Annotated in this window: 12 protein-coding genes; 5 read left to right on the top strand and 7 right to left on the bottom strand. The window is 45.1% G+C overall.

The genetic code is table 11. The features are described 5' to 3' along the window. The first annotated feature begins 179 nt into the window (after window positions 1-179). Window positions 180-1,295 (top strand): AI-2E family transporter, encoded by a 1,116-nt coding sequence (locus tag SVI_RS14775; protein ID WP_013052409.1) that lies wholly within the window; start codon window positions 180-182, stop codon window positions 1,293-1,295. 18 nt (window positions 1,296-1,313) lie between these two features. Here SVI_RS14775 and SVI_RS14770 read toward each other — a convergent pair whose 3' ends face one another. From SVI_RS14770 to SVI_RS14755, 4 genes are all read right to left on the bottom strand, one after another. After that, window positions 1,314-1,757: an OsmC family protein gene (locus SVI_RS14770; protein WP_013052408.1), complete on the bottom strand. Its 444-nt coding sequence runs from the start codon at window positions 1,755-1,757 to the stop codon at window positions 1,314-1,316. A 163-nt stretch (window positions 1,758-1,920) separates the two neighbouring features. Further along, window positions 1,921-2,262 (bottom strand): DUF3325 domain-containing protein, encoded by a 342-nt coding sequence (locus SVI_RS14765; protein WP_013052407.1) that lies wholly within the window; start codon window positions 2,260-2,262, stop codon window positions 1,921-1,923. Window positions 2,263-2,264: 2 nt separating this feature from the next. Beyond that, window positions 2,265-3,902: a PepSY-associated TM helix domain-containing protein gene (locus SVI_RS14760; protein ID WP_013052406.1), complete on the bottom strand. Its 1,638-nt coding sequence runs from the start codon at window positions 3,900-3,902 to the stop codon at window positions 2,265-2,267. 2 nt (window positions 3,903-3,904) lie between these two features. Then, window positions 3,905-4,189 (bottom strand): hypothetical protein, encoded by a 285-nt coding sequence (locus tag SVI_RS14755; protein WP_231847731.1) that lies wholly within the window; start codon window positions 4,187-4,189, stop codon window positions 3,905-3,907. A gap of 689 nt (window positions 4,190-4,878) precedes the next feature. Here SVI_RS14755 and hpf point away from each other — a divergent pair. Continuing rightward, window positions 4,879-5,235, top strand: a complete 357-nt coding sequence (gene hpf, locus SVI_RS14750; RefSeq protein WP_013052404.1) for a ribosome hibernation-promoting factor, HPF/YfiA family — start codon at window positions 4,879-4,881, stop codon at window positions 5,233-5,235. 495 nt (window positions 5,236-5,730) lie between these two features. Here hpf and SVI_RS14745 read toward each other — a convergent pair whose 3' ends face one another. After that, window positions 5,731-7,527, bottom strand: coding sequence for an amidohydrolase (locus SVI_RS14745; protein WP_013052403.1), 1,797 nt, complete (start codon window positions 7,525-7,527; stop codon window positions 5,731-5,733). Between the two features lie 71 nt (window positions 7,528-7,598). Continuing rightward, complete coding sequence (locus tag SVI_RS14740) at window positions 7,599-8,465, bottom strand: hypothetical protein (protein WP_013052402.1); 867 nt, start codon at window positions 8,463-8,465, stop codon at window positions 7,599-7,601. A 315-nt stretch (window positions 8,466-8,780) separates the two neighbouring features. Here SVI_RS14740 and SVI_RS14735 point away from each other — a divergent pair, with 315 nt between their 5' ends. From SVI_RS14735 to fadA, 3 genes are read left to right on the top strand one after another with little or no spacing between them, the layout of a single operon-like run. Next, window positions 8,781-10,100, top strand: coding sequence for an acetyl-CoA hydrolase/transferase family protein (locus tag SVI_RS14735; protein ID WP_013052401.1), 1,320 nt, complete (start codon window positions 8,781-8,783; stop codon window positions 10,098-10,100). A 27-nt stretch (window positions 10,101-10,127) separates the two neighbouring features. After that, window positions 10,128-12,287, top strand: coding sequence for a fatty acid oxidation complex subunit alpha FadB (fadB, locus tag SVI_RS14730; protein ID WP_013052400.1), 2,160 nt, complete (start codon window positions 10,128-10,130; stop codon window positions 12,285-12,287). 13 nt (window positions 12,288-12,300) lie between these two features. Then, window positions 12,301-13,464, top strand: a complete 1,164-nt coding sequence (fadA, locus tag SVI_RS14725; RefSeq protein ID WP_013052399.1) for an acetyl-CoA C-acyltransferase FadA — start codon at window positions 12,301-12,303, stop codon at window positions 13,462-13,464. A 633-nt stretch (window positions 13,465-14,097) separates the two neighbouring features. Here the strand turns inward: fadA and SVI_RS14720 are convergent. Beyond that, window positions 14,098-15,945 carry a L,D-transpeptidase family protein gene (locus SVI_RS14720; protein WP_013052397.1) on the bottom strand — a complete coding sequence of 616 codons (1,848 nt, stop codon included), beginning with the start codon at window positions 15,943-15,945 and terminating at the stop codon, window positions 14,098-14,100. Window positions 15,946-16,375 lie beyond the last annotated feature (430 nt).

The following is a 16,375-nucleotide window of genomic DNA, read 5'->3' as shown; positions in this document are numbered from 1 at the left end:
AGTCTTGGCATAACATCTTGTTCAGTACCTATACTTGTTATTTAAGCTAGTTATCTAAGCCGGTTATTCAGCTTTCAGTTCGCTGGTAATAGGAGATATTAGCTTGAAGAAAACCAGCAAGGTTAGCGCTTGTGAATAGTATTTTTAGCAGGTTTAAAAGTAAGGTTATAGGAGAAAAGATGAGTGCTCAACATCAAGACACATCAGATTGGTTTACTCGAGGTGCCGTCGATGCGGTAATTAAAATTGCGGTTATCTTCTTGGTAGCGATCTGGTGTTTTGAGATCATAAAACCTTTCATCATGCCCATAGTTTGGGGCGGGATTATTGCGGTCACACTTTTCCCCTTGGTGTCTCAATTATCGAAAAAATCCAGCCTGAGTTTAGCTCGCGCAAGCGCACTAGTGACCTTAGTGTCTTTGGCCCTACTGCTTATTCCAGCATTTCTGTTCTCTGGTGCTCTGGTCAGCAGTACTCAAGATTTTATTGGTGAGATTCAGCAAGGCACTTTGGTTATTCCCCCGCCTAAAGAATCGGTGGCGGAGCTGCCTCTGATAGGTAATAAACTCTATAGTTTCTGGGACCAGTCTTCGACTAATTTAGCCAGTGTCATTAAGACCCACTCTGTAGAGATTAAAGCTGTTCTGGCTAAAGCCGTCTCTGCCTTGGGTGGTTTTGGTATGACAGTGTTGCAGTTTGTTATCTCCATCATCATTGCCGGTGTGCTTATGACCAATGCTAAGGGGGCCAGTGAGGTATGCCAGAAAATAGCCATCAGATTAGCGGGTTCATACGGTAAAGAGTTGACGAAACTCTCGGTGGCGACGGTGCGCAGCGTGGTACAAGGGGTTATTGGGGTCGCCTTTATTCAATCGATTCTCTCCGGCATTGGCATGGGAGTCGTGGGTGTGCCCGCCACAGGTATCTGGATGTTGGTTGTGCTGCTTCTGGCTATCGTTCAACTGCCTCCCATCTTGATTTTGGCCCCCATCATGGTGTATGTATTCTCGGTCGAGTCCACCTCAGTGGCTATCATGTTTATGGTATGGGGCATCTTAGTCAGTGCCAGTGACGCCATACTTAAGCCTATGTTGATGGGGCGTGGTGTCGATATTCCTATGCTGGTTATTTTACTCGGCGCCATAGGTGGCATGCTGATGTCTGGCGTTGTTGGCCTGTTTGTTGGGGCTGTGGTGATGGGGCTGGGATATAAGTTGTTTATTGCCTGGATAGACGCGGAGCCTGAAACGGTGAAAACGAACCAAACGTCCTCTGGCGAAGCAGAGGATCTATGAAAATAACCAGCTTAAGTTTTAATAGATGACTTCAATCTCGGTGGATAAACTATTGGCTATAAAGCAATTAGCATGTGCCTTCTGATGAATCTTGCTCAAGACTTCTTCACTCACCTCAAGATCCGTATCGAAGATAACCACAGGTTTTAAGATGATTTTTGAGATGGCGATCTTCCCCGCCTCATTTTTACCGAGTTCAGCTGTCGCGACATCTTTATAGCTCAACACCTTTAACCGTTTGAGGTGAGCAATAGTGAGAAAAGTCAGCATATGACATGAGCTCAAAGCGCCAAGTAATTGTTCTTCTGGATTAACCTTAGTGTCGCAGCCCTTGTACTCTGGAGCCGATGACGCTGGTATTATTTGGCCGCTGCCAAAGTGGATCCTGTGGTCTCGACAAAAATCCCCATCGTCTATGGGGCGGTTATCTGATTCCCAGTCCACTTCCAAGGTGAAAGCCATATTATTTCCTACTCATGTTTTTAAGCTGTAATGCCTGCAGGTTAGCATGATTGCTATTTATAAAGCGCTTTTGAGGTAAAAGCCTGAGTCGTACATTAACCAGGTTGAACCATGACTGAACTCAATCATAATTAAGCCAATGCTAGCTCATAGTTTAAATTGCTTATGTAGCTATCAAGTAGCCCTGGCTAGCGACTAAAGCTGACACCATGAATATGGCTAAAAATTTAGTGCGGTAACTGAGTGTCAGGATAACTAAAAGTCCTGCCACAGAAAGTACCCCGGTAAAGAATATGGTTCCATAAGCCATGCCATGTTCACTGACACTCAGATAGTAACTTAAGGCAAGGGTGAGCCATCCAGACCAATATAAGCTTCTGCTCTGCAGCGGCGTTGGAGCTTGTTTAAAGATGTCTCGAAAGTTGGAAAACATGGCTAAGGCCAAACAGCCGAAGGCAAGATAGCTAATGCATAAGGTACTGACAATCATTAAGTAAGATAGCATGTTTATGCACCTCCTCTTGTCTTGGTCATCAATGTATTATCTTCCCTAGACCTCTGGATGCTAGCTTGTTTAGTCTTGCTTAACTGACTTATTTTTTCTAATCGAGTTAAGGCAAAAAATAAACCTAATCCGATTAAAATCGATAAGCTGTCGAATCCAACCAATGCCCATTGGTGACTGACAATATTGCTAAACAAGTTACTCGGTGACGTCATAGCATTGAGCACAGGTATAGAGGTAAATCCAAGTCCACCAAGGCCTAAAACCAAGCGCCAGCTGCTTAAGCTTCGATTAAAGCAGGCTAATATGCCGACTAAGCCTAAGGTGATAAAGAAACTATTGGCTTCCCATTGTGCTCTTTCTAACATGCCTACAGGCAGTAAGCGATTAGCGAAGAAGAAAACGCTTGTCCCAAGAGGCAAGCCGGCAATGAAGGTGAGGTTGAGTCCTTCTACGAGGCGCAGGCCTAGACTGGCAGCCACTCCTTTTTTGATTTTTTTCTGTTGCTTCTGGCGTATTTTCACCGCCCAGAGTAAGGCTCCTGTGGCTATCATGGCACAACCCATTAAACCGCAGACAAAGAAGAAACCACGTAAAATATAATCGGCAAAACGAACCGTATGCAGTGCCATCAAAGTATCAAGGGTAGCTTGTGTGGCCGACTCTTCCTGTGGTGTCATGGTGAGTAATTCACCGGTTACCCCGCTGAAGACTATTTGGGTTCGCTTATCTGTGACTAATTGCTCGTTGTTACGATAAAAGCTGATGCGGCTATTAGTGTCATAGGGAGAGGAGATGACCACTTGCTTGATAGGGGCATCTCCCCAGTAGCGCTTAACCTGAGGTAGTAATGTCGCCGCCGAGAGTAACTGAGCCGGTTCGCCTGTAGGTTTAGCCTCTATGCGGCTTGGATTTAAATCGGCACGAAATGCCTGAGAATCGCCATCATAATTTGCCACCACGCCCCAGGGCATATACATAAACATCAGGGTGATGAGTCCTGTATAGGTGATCATCAGATGATAGGGTAGGGCTAATACTGAGCTGACATTGTGGGCATCTAGCCATGAACGGCTGCCCTTGTTTCGCCTGAAGTTGAAGAAGTCTTTGAAGATACGCTTGTGGATCACTATCCCGCTGATCAAAGCGATAAGCATAAACATGGTACAGAAACCCACTATCCAGCGAGCCCACTGGCCTGGCATATAATGCAGGTTGAAGTGCAATCTATAGAAGAAATCACCACCCTTTGACTCTCGCCCGTCGCTAATCATCCTTGTGCCATCGGCACTGACAATATGCTGGGTAAATTGTCCTCGTCTTTGTTCTGGCTCTGGTTGAGTCTGCCAGCCGTAGCTCAGATAGGGCTTACGCTCTGTGGGCAGATAGATACGCCAATCCCGGGCATTGGGAGCTTGTGTATTTAGATACTCCTGACCTGCGACAAGCTGGTTTGCAAGCTTGCTTTCTTGATAATTCTGCATGACACCTGAATGCAGTTCAGGTTTAGTCCAAAGAGATATTTCATGACGAAAATAGCTGATACTGCCAGTAAAAAAGACAAAGAGTAATACCCAGCAAACGAGTAGACCTACCCAAGTGTGCAGCCAGGTCATGGTGCGGAAAAAAGTATCTTTCATTATTAACTCAGTAGAGAAATGGTGACGTAGAAGGAGCTGCTCACTATGAGTAATTCTAACCAGACTTGAGTTAAAGATTTTACACAGAAGGCGCGGATGGCTGCACAGGCATAAATGGCGAAGGAGAGCATAGTGGCGACTAAGGTTGCATCAACAGGGGAAAGTGGCAATAACACAGAGAGGAGTCCGCAAGCACTCGCGGCAACCAGATACCCGCCGAATATGCTTGCCAGCACTCGAGAAAGTAAGGCTGTTTGTGCTGGATAATGGCTTAACACTTTTTGCATGATAGTTAATTGCTTAACTTGAGAGTCTGTCACTTTTTGGCTGTCCGTTTAACCTGCTAGAAAACAGGTAGATCAAATGGTGGTCAGGATTTTACATCAGGAGTGTAAATCTGGTAACTGTTTTCATTCTCATTTGCGTTTAAATTTACATAGTGAGAACTGCTTCTCATTTTCGGCGTATGACATAAATGATTCGGTGTGAAGAAAAATTAATCATCATAGGGAGCGAGTATGGTTTATGCTTAATTTTAGTGGGTCAATTATCAGTCTTTTGAGTGATGAAAATATCAACGTTTTGTTTGTTTTTATGACATTTATCTTAGTTTTGTGTTTATTTTAGTCATTGGATATAGCCGAGGCTTGCATTTGTCTAACATCAGGAGTAAATATTAAGACAGCTGGTTTGGAACTGTTTTTGGTGATTAATCACGTGTGATAAGCATACCTTATAGGTGCCTTGTCATACCTGCCCATTGGCACTTTCATCTTTAAACGTTCACTTACTACAATGGTAATAGTTAGGATGGATATAGGGCTACCAGGTCTGTATGAGTATGAAACTACTCTATTAACCGAGTTAGTAATAACTTGCTAGCGTAAATTTTTAAATTAATTTTATGTTAGCCCTTGAGATGTTGAATCTCAGACCCCAGTTCTATTATTAGAAGTAATTCTTAAAAGGAAAACCTATGAAAATAAATCTTTCTGGTCACCACGTAGATGTTACAGATTCAATCAAAGAACATTTGAACGAAAAGTTTTCCAAAATAGCCACTCATTTCCCGACACTAATCTCGTTAGATGTCACCATCTCTAAAGAGCATGGCGAGTATCAGGTTGAGTTGCGCACTAATTATGAAGGTAGTCGAATCTCTGCATCGGGGACAAACGATGTCATGTATCCGGCTATAGCGATTACCAAGAAGAAGCTCGAGGCTGCGCTCAAGCACCGTAAGGGTCAGCTTAAAGCTGATAAACATGAGAAGCCAGTAAGTACTACGCCAGAAATTGCTCATGAAATAATCCAAGAGATGAAGCTAGTTTAAGGCTATTTTCTTGCAGAGAATAGACGCTGATATAGAAGCCACCTAGGGTGGCTTTTTTGTATTCAGGCTGTAGGTTTTAAAACTTTAACACCCAGGGTAACTAGTTAGCTCTCGCAAGGCAGTAAGAGAATGCTGCAGAAATTGCTCATGAGGCTGCTTATGAACGAGTCAAGAGATGAAGCTGGTTTAAGACCATTTCCTTGTAGGTATAGAAGTTGATATAGCAGTTGATGTAGAAGCCACCTTAGGGTGGCTTTTTTGTATTCAGGCTTTAGGTTTTAAAACTTTAACACCCAGGGTAACTAGTTAGCTCTCGCAAGGCAGTAAGAGAATGCTGCAGAAATTGCTCATGAGGCTGCTTATGAAGTGAGTCAAGAGATGAAGCTGGTTTAAGGCTCACTTTAAGATTTAAGATAAAAAGAAAGCCATCATAGAGATGGCTTTATTCTGGTTAGATCTTTTGGTTAAGCTATTTGCTTAGCGCAGGTTTAAAATCTAATGCTTAACGGGAAACAGCTTACCCTCGAATACTGTGCCATACACTTGGATATCCTTGAGGCTATCCAGTTCAACCTTGTAAGGGTTTTGTTCTAGTATGGTGAAGTTGGCTATTTTTCCTGTCTTGATGCTTCCTAGAGACTCTTCCATCTGCCATGAGTAGGCTGCCTCTATAGTAATACCGCGTAGAGCCGCGTCACGGGATAGACTCAGGTCTTTACGCAGTGTGTTGCCATCGTTGGTATGTCTGGTTGCCGCGCTCCAAGCAAGATAGAGAGGGTCTGATGGTGCTATGGGCAGATCAGAATGCAGAGATACTGGGATCTGCTCCTTCTCTATTGTCGCTAGTCTCACCATTGAGTGAGCGCGCTGCTCACCTAAGCCAAGCTCACCGAACTTATCGCCGAAGCCTGTGACATAGTAAGGGTTCACACTGATGATGACTCCGAGTTTCTTGAGTTCACGTACCTGCTCATCGGTAGAGTTAGCAAAGTGGACTAAGGTGAACCTGTGATCTTCTCGGGGAAACTCGGCCTGACGTTTCTTGAGAATTTTAATCAGCTCTTCGACGCCTAAGTCGCCGTTAACATGAACATGGATCTGATAGCCTTTCTCCCAAAATATCTTAGTGATGGCATCGACCTCTTCCGGGGTCTGGATCCATTCACCATGGTGACCGTCAAGATAGCCATCTTTCATCTGCATTAGCTGAGAGATGATGGCACCATCCATCATGATTTTCACTTGTTTATCGAAAAAACGAACCTTAGTGCTGCTGCCGAACATCTTAGTGGTCTTCTCGACCTCGGCGGCGACCCCTTCTTTGCCTGAGCGGTAGAAGGCTAGCTTGCTCTCTGGGGTGAAGAAGGAATACATAGGCGTAGTTTCAGCGCCCAAGATTGCCTTGTAAAGTTCCACCGCATTAGGTGGGATAAAGGCTCCAGGCTCGTTGTAAGCTGTGACTCCTCGCATATGTAATAGGGTAACCATCTGCTTCAGACCGGATATCATGCGCTCGGCACTGGCAAGATCGGCGTAGATTTTCGGCAGTAGGTACACCATGAAACCAGACTCGTAGAAATGTCCCTTCTCAAGGTTGACCTGTTTTGCCACGGCGGCCCCGGATTTGTCGATATCTGCCTGAGTGATCTTGAGGCGGGAGATCATGGCCGAGTTTAGGTAAAATTCATGGGCAGATCTATGCCATATGGCCATGGGCCGAGACGATGAGATCTTATCTAGCATATCTCGGTCGATATCACCGTGAAAATAACCGTTATAACCCCAGCTCCATAGAATGTCTTGTTGGTCTGCTGTCACGCCGCTGGCCTTATCTTCGGCCTGCATATTAGCCTCAAGATGGGTCAAGGCCTTGATGTAACTTAGGTGATCCGACACCGCGGGCCAGGTTTTATTGGGTAATTTCCACTCTTCCGGTGCTATGACTGGCATGCTTAGGGTAAGTGCAGCCAGTACTGGGTGCAGGTGTTGCTCGATAAAACCTGGCATCAAGGTTTTACCCGCCAGATCCATGGTGCGCGAAGCCGGAAATTGTTTGAGGGCGTCACTCTTATCGCCGACAAATAGAATTTTGCCTTTATCACTGGCGACTACGGCCTCGGCGGTGGGCTGAGATCTTTCCATGGTGACAATGTCGCCGCCATAGTAAGTGGTGTATTGCGACTTAGTTTGGCCATTATCAGCGGCGAAAGTACTCAAAGAAAACAGGCTGGCACCGGCCATAATCAGAGCCATTACCAGAGGTGTTTTCTTCATCTTGTTAGCAGTTGTCATAGTTTGACCTTAAAGAGAGAGGGGGGAGCTGGGAGACAAGCTGGCAGTGCCAGTTTAGCTCCCTAGAGGGCTTACCAAGAGTATTGAATACCCACAGAAACTGTGGTGTCAGTATCCGGAGCTAGATCGACTCCCCGATAGATAAAGTCATAGTGCTTCTGATGCTCGAATCTGGCATTGACCCAGAGCTTGCCGTCATCTGTGATAGGGGCGCCGACTCTGAATTGCAACTTGACATAGGTTGCCTCACTGCCGCCATCTCCATCTGCGGTAAAGTATTCTGGCAGCAAGGTGACGTAGGCGCCGTTATCGGCGATCTGTCTGCGCACGATAGGCATAAAATAGAGTCCGGTGAACTTATCTGATCCAAGGTTGAACATGCCATCCTTGCCCATATCACCGTTGAACACATAGTTGAGTTGCGGCATAAACATCCACTTACCCATGCGGTAGGTAGAGACTATACCGGCCGAATCGAAGCTGTAGCCAAATTTGCCGTTATCATTATTTACCGCAGCCATATTGCGGCTGAGGCCGAAATAGTTCCAGCCGACAGATAATTCCTTGGTTACCGACCATTGTTGAGAAAATTGGCCACGGATTTGTAATAGGTCATCGCCATAGGGAAGGCCTGGATTGTCAGACTTAGAGCCGTTGAGCTTGCCAAATACACCTTCGACAAAGCCAAAGTAGGTGCTGTTACCGAGTCTACCCATGGCATAGGTATCAAACATTAGGTTTTGACTGGAGACAGTTTTTGAGTCATCACCATTGCTGGTGGTAGACACACTTGATTGTTGTTGAAAATAGGTCGAGCTGTGCACGAAGTAACTTTGCCAGAATGGTGATTCGTCTTGTTGTTTTTCCCCAGCATATACGCCAAAAGAGAGGGGTCCAGCTAGAGCGGCCATGATCATCATTTTATTTTTATAGTTCATTTTTTTAATTCGCCTTTCACACTTGGGTGATGTTTTTCTAATATCGAACCGATGAATTAATCTAATAGAAACAAATGGATCAAAGCAATAACATGGCCAAAAGAGCTAAACGTATGGCCGCAAGTATCAAAAAAGTAGGCAAATACTTGCATTCTTGTTTAAAACATTCCTCAAAAATATAACAGTTGTCTAATTCGGGAAAATGTTTGACCTGTTCGGGAAAATGTTATCGGTGGATTCTCATATTCTAGAGACAAGGTCAATTCGGGGGTTTTTCCTGAGTTGCAGATTTAGAAATCATGAAGGAAATACCGAATGAATAATTCAGATTGCAGTGATTTATGGAAAGAAAGTGTTAACGACAAACTCGTATCACTTTCAGAGGCAGCGGCCAAGATAAAGTCAGGCCATAAACTTTATGTTGGTGGTTATCTGTCTGTGCCCGTCAGCTTTTTATTGGAGCTGGAGAAAACTGCTCTGGAGTTGGACAACGCCGAGATATATGCTGGCTTGCTAACCTATCCCTACAAATTTCTTCAAGCCGAGTATATTGGTCACTTGACCTACCGTACTCTGTTTATGGGCCCATTGGAGCGTAAGTTCCAGAACAAGGGTAATGTAGAGACGATTCCTTATCACCTGTCTAATGTGGATGAGATCCTTAAGAGTGTCGGTGCAAATGTCGCAGTTGTCGAAGTGACGCCACCGAACAGCGAAGGATATGTGAGCATGGGTGCCTGTGGCGGCATAGGCAACAAGGGCGTGATCGAAAGCGCTGAGCTAGTGATTGGAGTGATTAATAAACATCAACCCTTCATTGGCAACGCCGATAACCTAGTGCATATCGACCGTTTCGATTTCCTAACCGAAGGTCATCATCCTATTGCTGGCCCTAAGGCTGCAGCTCCATCTGATATCGAAGTTGAGATTGCTAAGCACATCCTACCTTATGTGAAAGATGGTGCGACCATACAGATTGGCATCGGCAATATCTCTAATGCTGTTGGCATGGGTCTGAAGAGCAAATCAAACCTTGGTATTCATACCGAGATGTTCACCGAGTCTATGTATGAGCTGTGTAAGAGCGGCACCATAGATGGCAGCAAGAAGAATCACAAACCTAATAAGATAGTCGCAGCCTTCGCAGCTGGCTCTCAGGATCTACTGGATTTTATCGACAACAACCCTCAGGTTGAGATTGGTGATATCTGTGAGGTCAATGACCCTAACGAGATTGGCAAGAATGATAACTTCGTGTCTATCAATACTTGCATCATGACAGATCTTACTGGTCAGGTTGCTTCAGAAGGCGTTGGCCATACCCAGATCTCAGGTTCTGGTGGCCAGGTTGATTTCGTCCGCGGTGCAAAATTATCCAAGGGTGGCATCTCTATCATAGCCTTAGCTTCTAGCCACAAGGGTAAGACGGGTCCAGAATCTACCATATGTTTGGCGCTTCCTCATGGCACGCCAGTCACTACATTAAGAAACGATGCCCAGCTGATCGTCACCGAATACGGTGTTGCCGATCTGCGTGGTCTATCTACTAAGCAAAGAGCTAAAGCCCTAATCGGTATCGCTCATCCGGATTTCAGGGAAGAGTTAGCGCAGCAAGCCAGCCAGTGTGGCTTATAACTTCCCAATTCATATAGGAATACAGATATGTTCCAAGGTCAATATTTTCAACTGGTCCCTCGAGACCAATTCGCCGAGCTGATTTTTGATTCTCAGACCGACGGTGTTAACACCTTAAACCGTGCGGCGCTAGAAGAGCTAGAGCAAGCGATAGCTATCATTGCCGCAACAGACATCAGCGGCCTGATCATACGTTCAGGTAAGGCGCTGTTTAGTGCTGGCGCCGATGTAAAAGCATTCAGAGACTTGTTTAATGAGTCTGATGAGACTGTCGATGAATACCTTAGTTGGGTTCACGGCATCTACAACAGTCTTGAGGCGTTGCCAATCCCTAAAGTTGCACTGCTTAACGGCGTTGCAGCTGGCGGTGGAGTCGAGCTATCTCTGTTGGCTGAGTATCGCTTAGGCACCAAAGATATCAAGCTAAGCTTGCCTGAAGTTAAACTTGGCATCATGCCTGGTTGGGGCGGTATGACCCGTCTACCTAGAGTTCTAGGTCTGGATACTTCTCTTGAGTGGTTGACCACTGGCAAGACATTCAGAGCTGATAAAGCCTTAACTCATCATTTCATCGATGGGATTATCGACAGCGAAAAATTTGATCCACTAGAGCAAGCTGAAGCGTTATTGAAGTCTTGTATCGACGGCGATCTAGATTGGAAAGTGAGACAGACAGAGAAGCAGTCGCCATTGACCTTGAGTCAGTACGAGCTTGAGATGTCTCTTAGTGTTGCTGGTGGCATGGTTGCTAAAGTTGCCGGTAAACATTACCCAGCTCCTAGAATCATGCTAGAAGTGATTAAAGAAGCTGCTGGCTGTGAACTTGATGCCGCATTGGCAATCGAGCGTCGCGGTATCATCAAGTGTATCAGAAGCGGTGTGGCTGATGCTCTAGTGTCTTTCTTCCTTAGCGATATGGCCGTTAAAGCCAAGAGCAAGAAGTTAGCCAAGCAGGCTAAGGCCTACAGTGATTCAGACATTAATGAAGTTGGCGTTATTGGCGCTGGCATCATGGGCGGCGGCATTGCTTATGTCACGGCTGACAGAGGCATGTCGGTTGTTCTGAAAGATATTAATAAAGCTGGATTGGCTTTAGGCTTGAGTGAAGCTAACAAGTTGCTGGCTAAGCAAGTTGAGAAGCGTAGAAAGACGCCGATTGAGATGGGTAATACCTTGAATCGCATCGTACCTACTCTACATAATGCTCCCTTGGCTAGCACAGATTTAGTCATCGAGGCAGTCGTTGAGAACCCAGTCGTTAAGGCTAAGGTACTTGCTGAACTCGAAGAGCTTGCTCCTAATGCAATCATAGCGTCGAATACTTCGACTCTTGAGATTTCTGGACTTGCTAAGTCGCTAAAACGCCCTGAAAACTTCTGTGGTATTCACTTCTTCAATCCAGTGCACAAGATGCCATTGGTTGAAGTCATCAAGGGTGAGAAAACCAGCGATGAGACCTTGGCTAAGGCAGTGAGCTATGTGAACAAGCTTGGTAAGACACCTATCGTAGTCAACGATTGCGCAGGTTTCTTGGTTAACCGATGCCTGACTCCTTATTTCCATGCCTTCAATCAGTTAATGACCGATGGTGGTCAGCTAGCTGTTATTGATAAGGTAATGAGTAAAGGCTTTGGTTGGCCTATGGGACCGGCTCTGTTACTTGACGTGATTGGCCTAGATACAGCTGCACATTGTATTGATGTGATGGCTGAAGCTTTCCCAGAACGCATGTACAAGCCTGAGATCAACTTGATTCAGACCTTGGCTGACCGCAAAGACTTTGGTCAAAAAACTGGTCAAGGTTTCTATCGTCACAGTGCCGATAGACGAGGCCGTATTAAGCCTAGCAATTGTCCTGAGTCAAATGAATTGATCGAAAGTATGGTCAAGCCTACCCAGGAATTTGATGCAGAAACGATCACTATGCGCATGATGTTGCCTATGATGTTTGAAGCCATTCGTTGTTTAGATGAAGGCGTTGTAGCATCGGCTCAAGAAGCGGATATCGCTTTGGTTTATGGTACAGGATTCCCTCCATTCAGAGGTGGTATCTTCTACTACATGGATCAGATTGGTGCCCAAGGTCTATTAGACCTAGCTGAGCGCTATCAAGATCTTGGAGCCTTATATCACGCGCCAGAAAGCCTGATCGAACGAGCCAAGTCTAACCGTAAATTTTACGCCTAATAGGAGCAAGAAAATGAGAGATGTAGTTATTATCGATGCAGTTCGAACTCCTATGGGACGTTCAAAGAAAGGGGTTTTCCGTCATACCCGTGCCGACGACCTGTCAGCTCACTTGATGAAAGCCATACTTAAGCGTCAGCCTAATCTTGATGCCGCTCAGATTGACGATGTTATTTGGGGCTGTGTACAGCAGACCGAAGAGCAAGGTGTTAACTTGGCAAGAAATGCGTCACTGCTAGCCGGATTACCGCCAGAAGTACCAGCCACAACAGTCAATCGTCTGTGTGGTTCATCTATGGATGCGCTGCATATGGCAACGCGTGCTATTAAGGCTGAAGACGCAGATATTATCTTGGTTGGTGGTGTTGAGCATATGGGTCATATCCCTATGACCAAAGGGCTCAATTTCAACCCGAGCAATGATAAGGTCATGGCTCAAGCATCAGCTATGATGGGCCTAACTGCCGAAGCGTTAAGTAAGCTGCACAATGTAAGCCGTGAAGCTCAAGATGCTCTGGCTGAGCGCTCTCACAGACTCGCTCATAAGGCGACGTTGGAAGGCAAGTTTGACAACGAGATTGTGCCAACTTTAGGTCACGATGTCTCTGGCAGACTTATCTTAGTTAAGCATGATGAAGTCATTCGTCCTGAAACAACTATGGAATCTTTGGCTAAGCTGCGTCCAGCCTTCGATCCTATAGCTGGTACAGTCACAGCTGGTACATCTTCGGCTCTGTCTGATGGTGCATCTTGTCTTTTGGTAATGAGTGCAGAGAAAGCGAAAGAACTAGGACTAACACCTAGAGCTAAAGTTATCTCGGCAACTACTGCCGGTTTGCCTGCTGCTATCATGGGTTTCGGTCCAGTACCAGCGAGTCAAAAAGCCTTAGCTAAGGCCGGTTTGACCATAGATGATATCGATTTTGCTGAAGTCAATGAAGCCTTCGCGGCTCAGGCTATTCCCTGCCTAAAAGAACTAGGTTTGTGGGATGTGGTTGAAGAGAAAGTAAACCTACACGGTGGCGCTATTTCACTGGGCCATCCATTAGGTTGTTCTGGTGCTCGTATCGTCGGTTCTCTGATTAACATCATGGAGCAAAGAGATGGTCGTTATGGCCTAGCGACTATGTGTATCGGTATGGGACAAGGAATCGCAACTATTATCGAAAGAGTTTAAAGAATTAATCATTCTTAGATTTATCGGTAATATTTGATCCACCCTCATAAAAATGCCGCCTGATTATCAGGCGGCATTTTTTTTGCCATTTTGGCGGATATGCTCCCCTCAAAAAAGACAGAAAATACCAATCTCACTAAATAGCCGCTCAACACGAAATCCACTCAAACAGACTTAATAACTTCAGCGCCTAATCAAGACTCTCAAAGCATTTAAGCCTATGCCAATCTAAGTGGTTAGCCTAAGCACTAAAGAGACCTTGTTGAGCTTCCTAGGACGCGTAAACATACTCTGTGAGCGACTTGCTGGCTCTTTTATTATCACAAGTGACACTATCTCGCTTCTTATCAGTCAGATGAGAAGCGTATCTCAAATTAGCCTGTCTAGAGACAGCGAGAAAGCGAGACAGCGAGAACAAGCTCTGATCTTCTCTCGCAGCCAACTTGTTGGCCTTCTCGAAGCGAAGCGACCTCGGAACTCGCAGAAGGCGAGATAGCGAGGCAGAGAGGTCGCGAGATTAGATTAAGCTCAAAAAAATGGGACTCTAGATTGAGTCCCATTATTTTATCATCAAGAATTTAAACCCAGAGTCCATATTATCTGGGTCAAATCACGTTCCTTAAGGTTTTATCCCTAAAAAATGACACTTTTCATTTCTACACCAGCTGAGAGTGCGGTCGGAGTGATGGGGCGCTTGAGTTGAAGCATAAGCGGCTCATCGCGTTTGTAGACGTCATGATAGAAGGTGAGTTTCCCCTTACTCGAAGCTGCGGTCCAATACATGATGAGAATGTCCATAGGCTCATCCAGGTAGAGTTTTTGAGTCTCACCCAGGGCGAATGTTTTCTTGAGCAGCTCATCTGCGCTGGGTTGGGTTAAGGGGGATTGTAATGGTTCAGAGCGGGGGGCTACAGAGACCTGATCTGTGCTCAGGTTATTGAGCTGGGACTCTTCCCGACGCTTGGCCAGTTTGTTGTTCTGTATCTGCAGATTTTTTTCCAGGGTGGCGGGCCTGTTTTCATTCAAGAGCTTTTCAGCCAACTCCAGTGGATTTTTGATGCGAATACAACCATGGCTGAAAGCTCTGTCGGTAAGCGAGAAGAGATATTTGGTTGGGGTATCATGTAAGTAGATGGCATCTCGGTTAGGAAATATAAACTTAACTTGACCCAATGCATTGTTTTTCCATGGCTTTTGAACGAACCAATATTTGAATTTTTCTGGATCTACCTCTTGCCAGTCGATAGCTAATATATCGACTTTTTTACCCGAGCTGTCCTTAAGCATGTAGTGTTGTTTATCTATATAGCTAGGATCACGCTTAATTTTATTGATGAGACCAGGGTTAATACTGCGGGGTACAGTCCAAGTAGGATTTACAACTAAGTAACTAATTCTAGATTTAAAGATTGGTGTCTTGGAGCTTATTTTGCCTATGACTATGTCGGTTTGCCAATCGAGTTGTCCATCTTTATACATCCAGAGTTCATAACCAGCTAAGTTGATGATGATGTACTCTTGGCTGAGATCCGACGATAGCCATCTGGCTCGTTCCATATTGATGCGGATTTGATCGGCTCGATAGGCGAAGGGCACGTTGAGTGAGTTAATGGTTCCCTTACCGATAATACCATCGGCCTGCAGGCTATGGCTGCTCTGGTAGGCTCTGACTGCGCCGACAAACTCATGGCTATAATTGCTGATATCTGCCTGAGGGGAGAGGTAGTTTAGTTGAATCAATCTATCGGCAATCAAGGCCAGCGTGGGCGTAACGCTGCCGGCTTTGATTAGGCCCTGATATTTTATATTGGGGAAGTCTGCTGTATCGGCCAATAGTCGATATTTTTTCAGTGCAGATTTTAATTGAGTATAGGCGTCCAATTGAGGCGAAAGACTAAGCAGTCTCTGGGCGACATCTCGTTGATCTACATGGCGATTGAGCTCGGCTACAATTGTATCGAGTTTGATGATGGACTCATCATAGTTCCAAGTTTTCTCTAAGGTGCTTGGGTTTACCTTGCCATTGATCAGATGGGTGGCATAGGTAATGACAGCATCGGTCAACAGGATATCAAACTCTGCGACCTGATAAGGGTCATTCCAGTCATTTAGCGCCTGAGTTTGGTAGAGTGACATCAGTGCCTGGTAGTGATAGTCCTCTTTGTATAACCCCTCATCGTCGGCACCTTTAATAGCCTCCAGTATCGAGGCTGCATAGTCTTTATCCTGCCACAGATCTAGGTATTGTCTTTGTTGATATAGGTGTGAGGTTAAATAGGGACTGATGATGGCCTGCTCACCGACATTTGAGACCCTACCAAGTAACATAGGCTCGATTATGTGCTCAATAATACCATCTTGGGTTTCAATGATGTGCTGTGAATTTGGAGCAGTATCAATAACCTGTGCTTGTTCAGAGGCGGAAGCATGTATAGGCAAGCCGAGTATAAGCAGCAAGGTGAATGAGGTTAGGTTTTTCATATAGTGTTTTTCTTTCCATGAAAGCAGACTTTTAAGCGATAAAATCACATAGGTTTTTATTTTTAGAAGCAAAGTTAACGTTACGTCATTCTTATTAAGCAGTCAAAAAATCCACTCGATAACTTGACTGATTTCACATCGCCTTATCTTTATCCTTAATAAAGCTTGATTGTTTTGCATACAGGTTATTGGCGGCTATGTCTCTAAATCGGCGCAGGAACCCAAGTTAAAACAAGCATCCCGCTCTCTATCCCATGGGTTATTTTATGCCATAGCGTGATTAATCCAAGTGTGATGACTCGTCTAAGGGAGATGGTATAGATAGAATATTTTTCGAATGCCAGGCTATCTAGATAGGCTAAATTGATCTAATTATTGGGGTAAATTGTATGGTTTGGTGTGTATTATCGAATTTTTTACCACTAGACAC

It is taken from the genome of Shewanella violacea DSS12 (assembly GCF_000091325.1).
Lineage (GTDB): Bacteria > Pseudomonadota > Gammaproteobacteria > Enterobacterales > Shewanellaceae > Shewanella > Shewanella violacea.
Note: the sequence above shows the minus strand (reverse complement) of the source record. Positions and strands in the feature narration are given on the sequence as shown.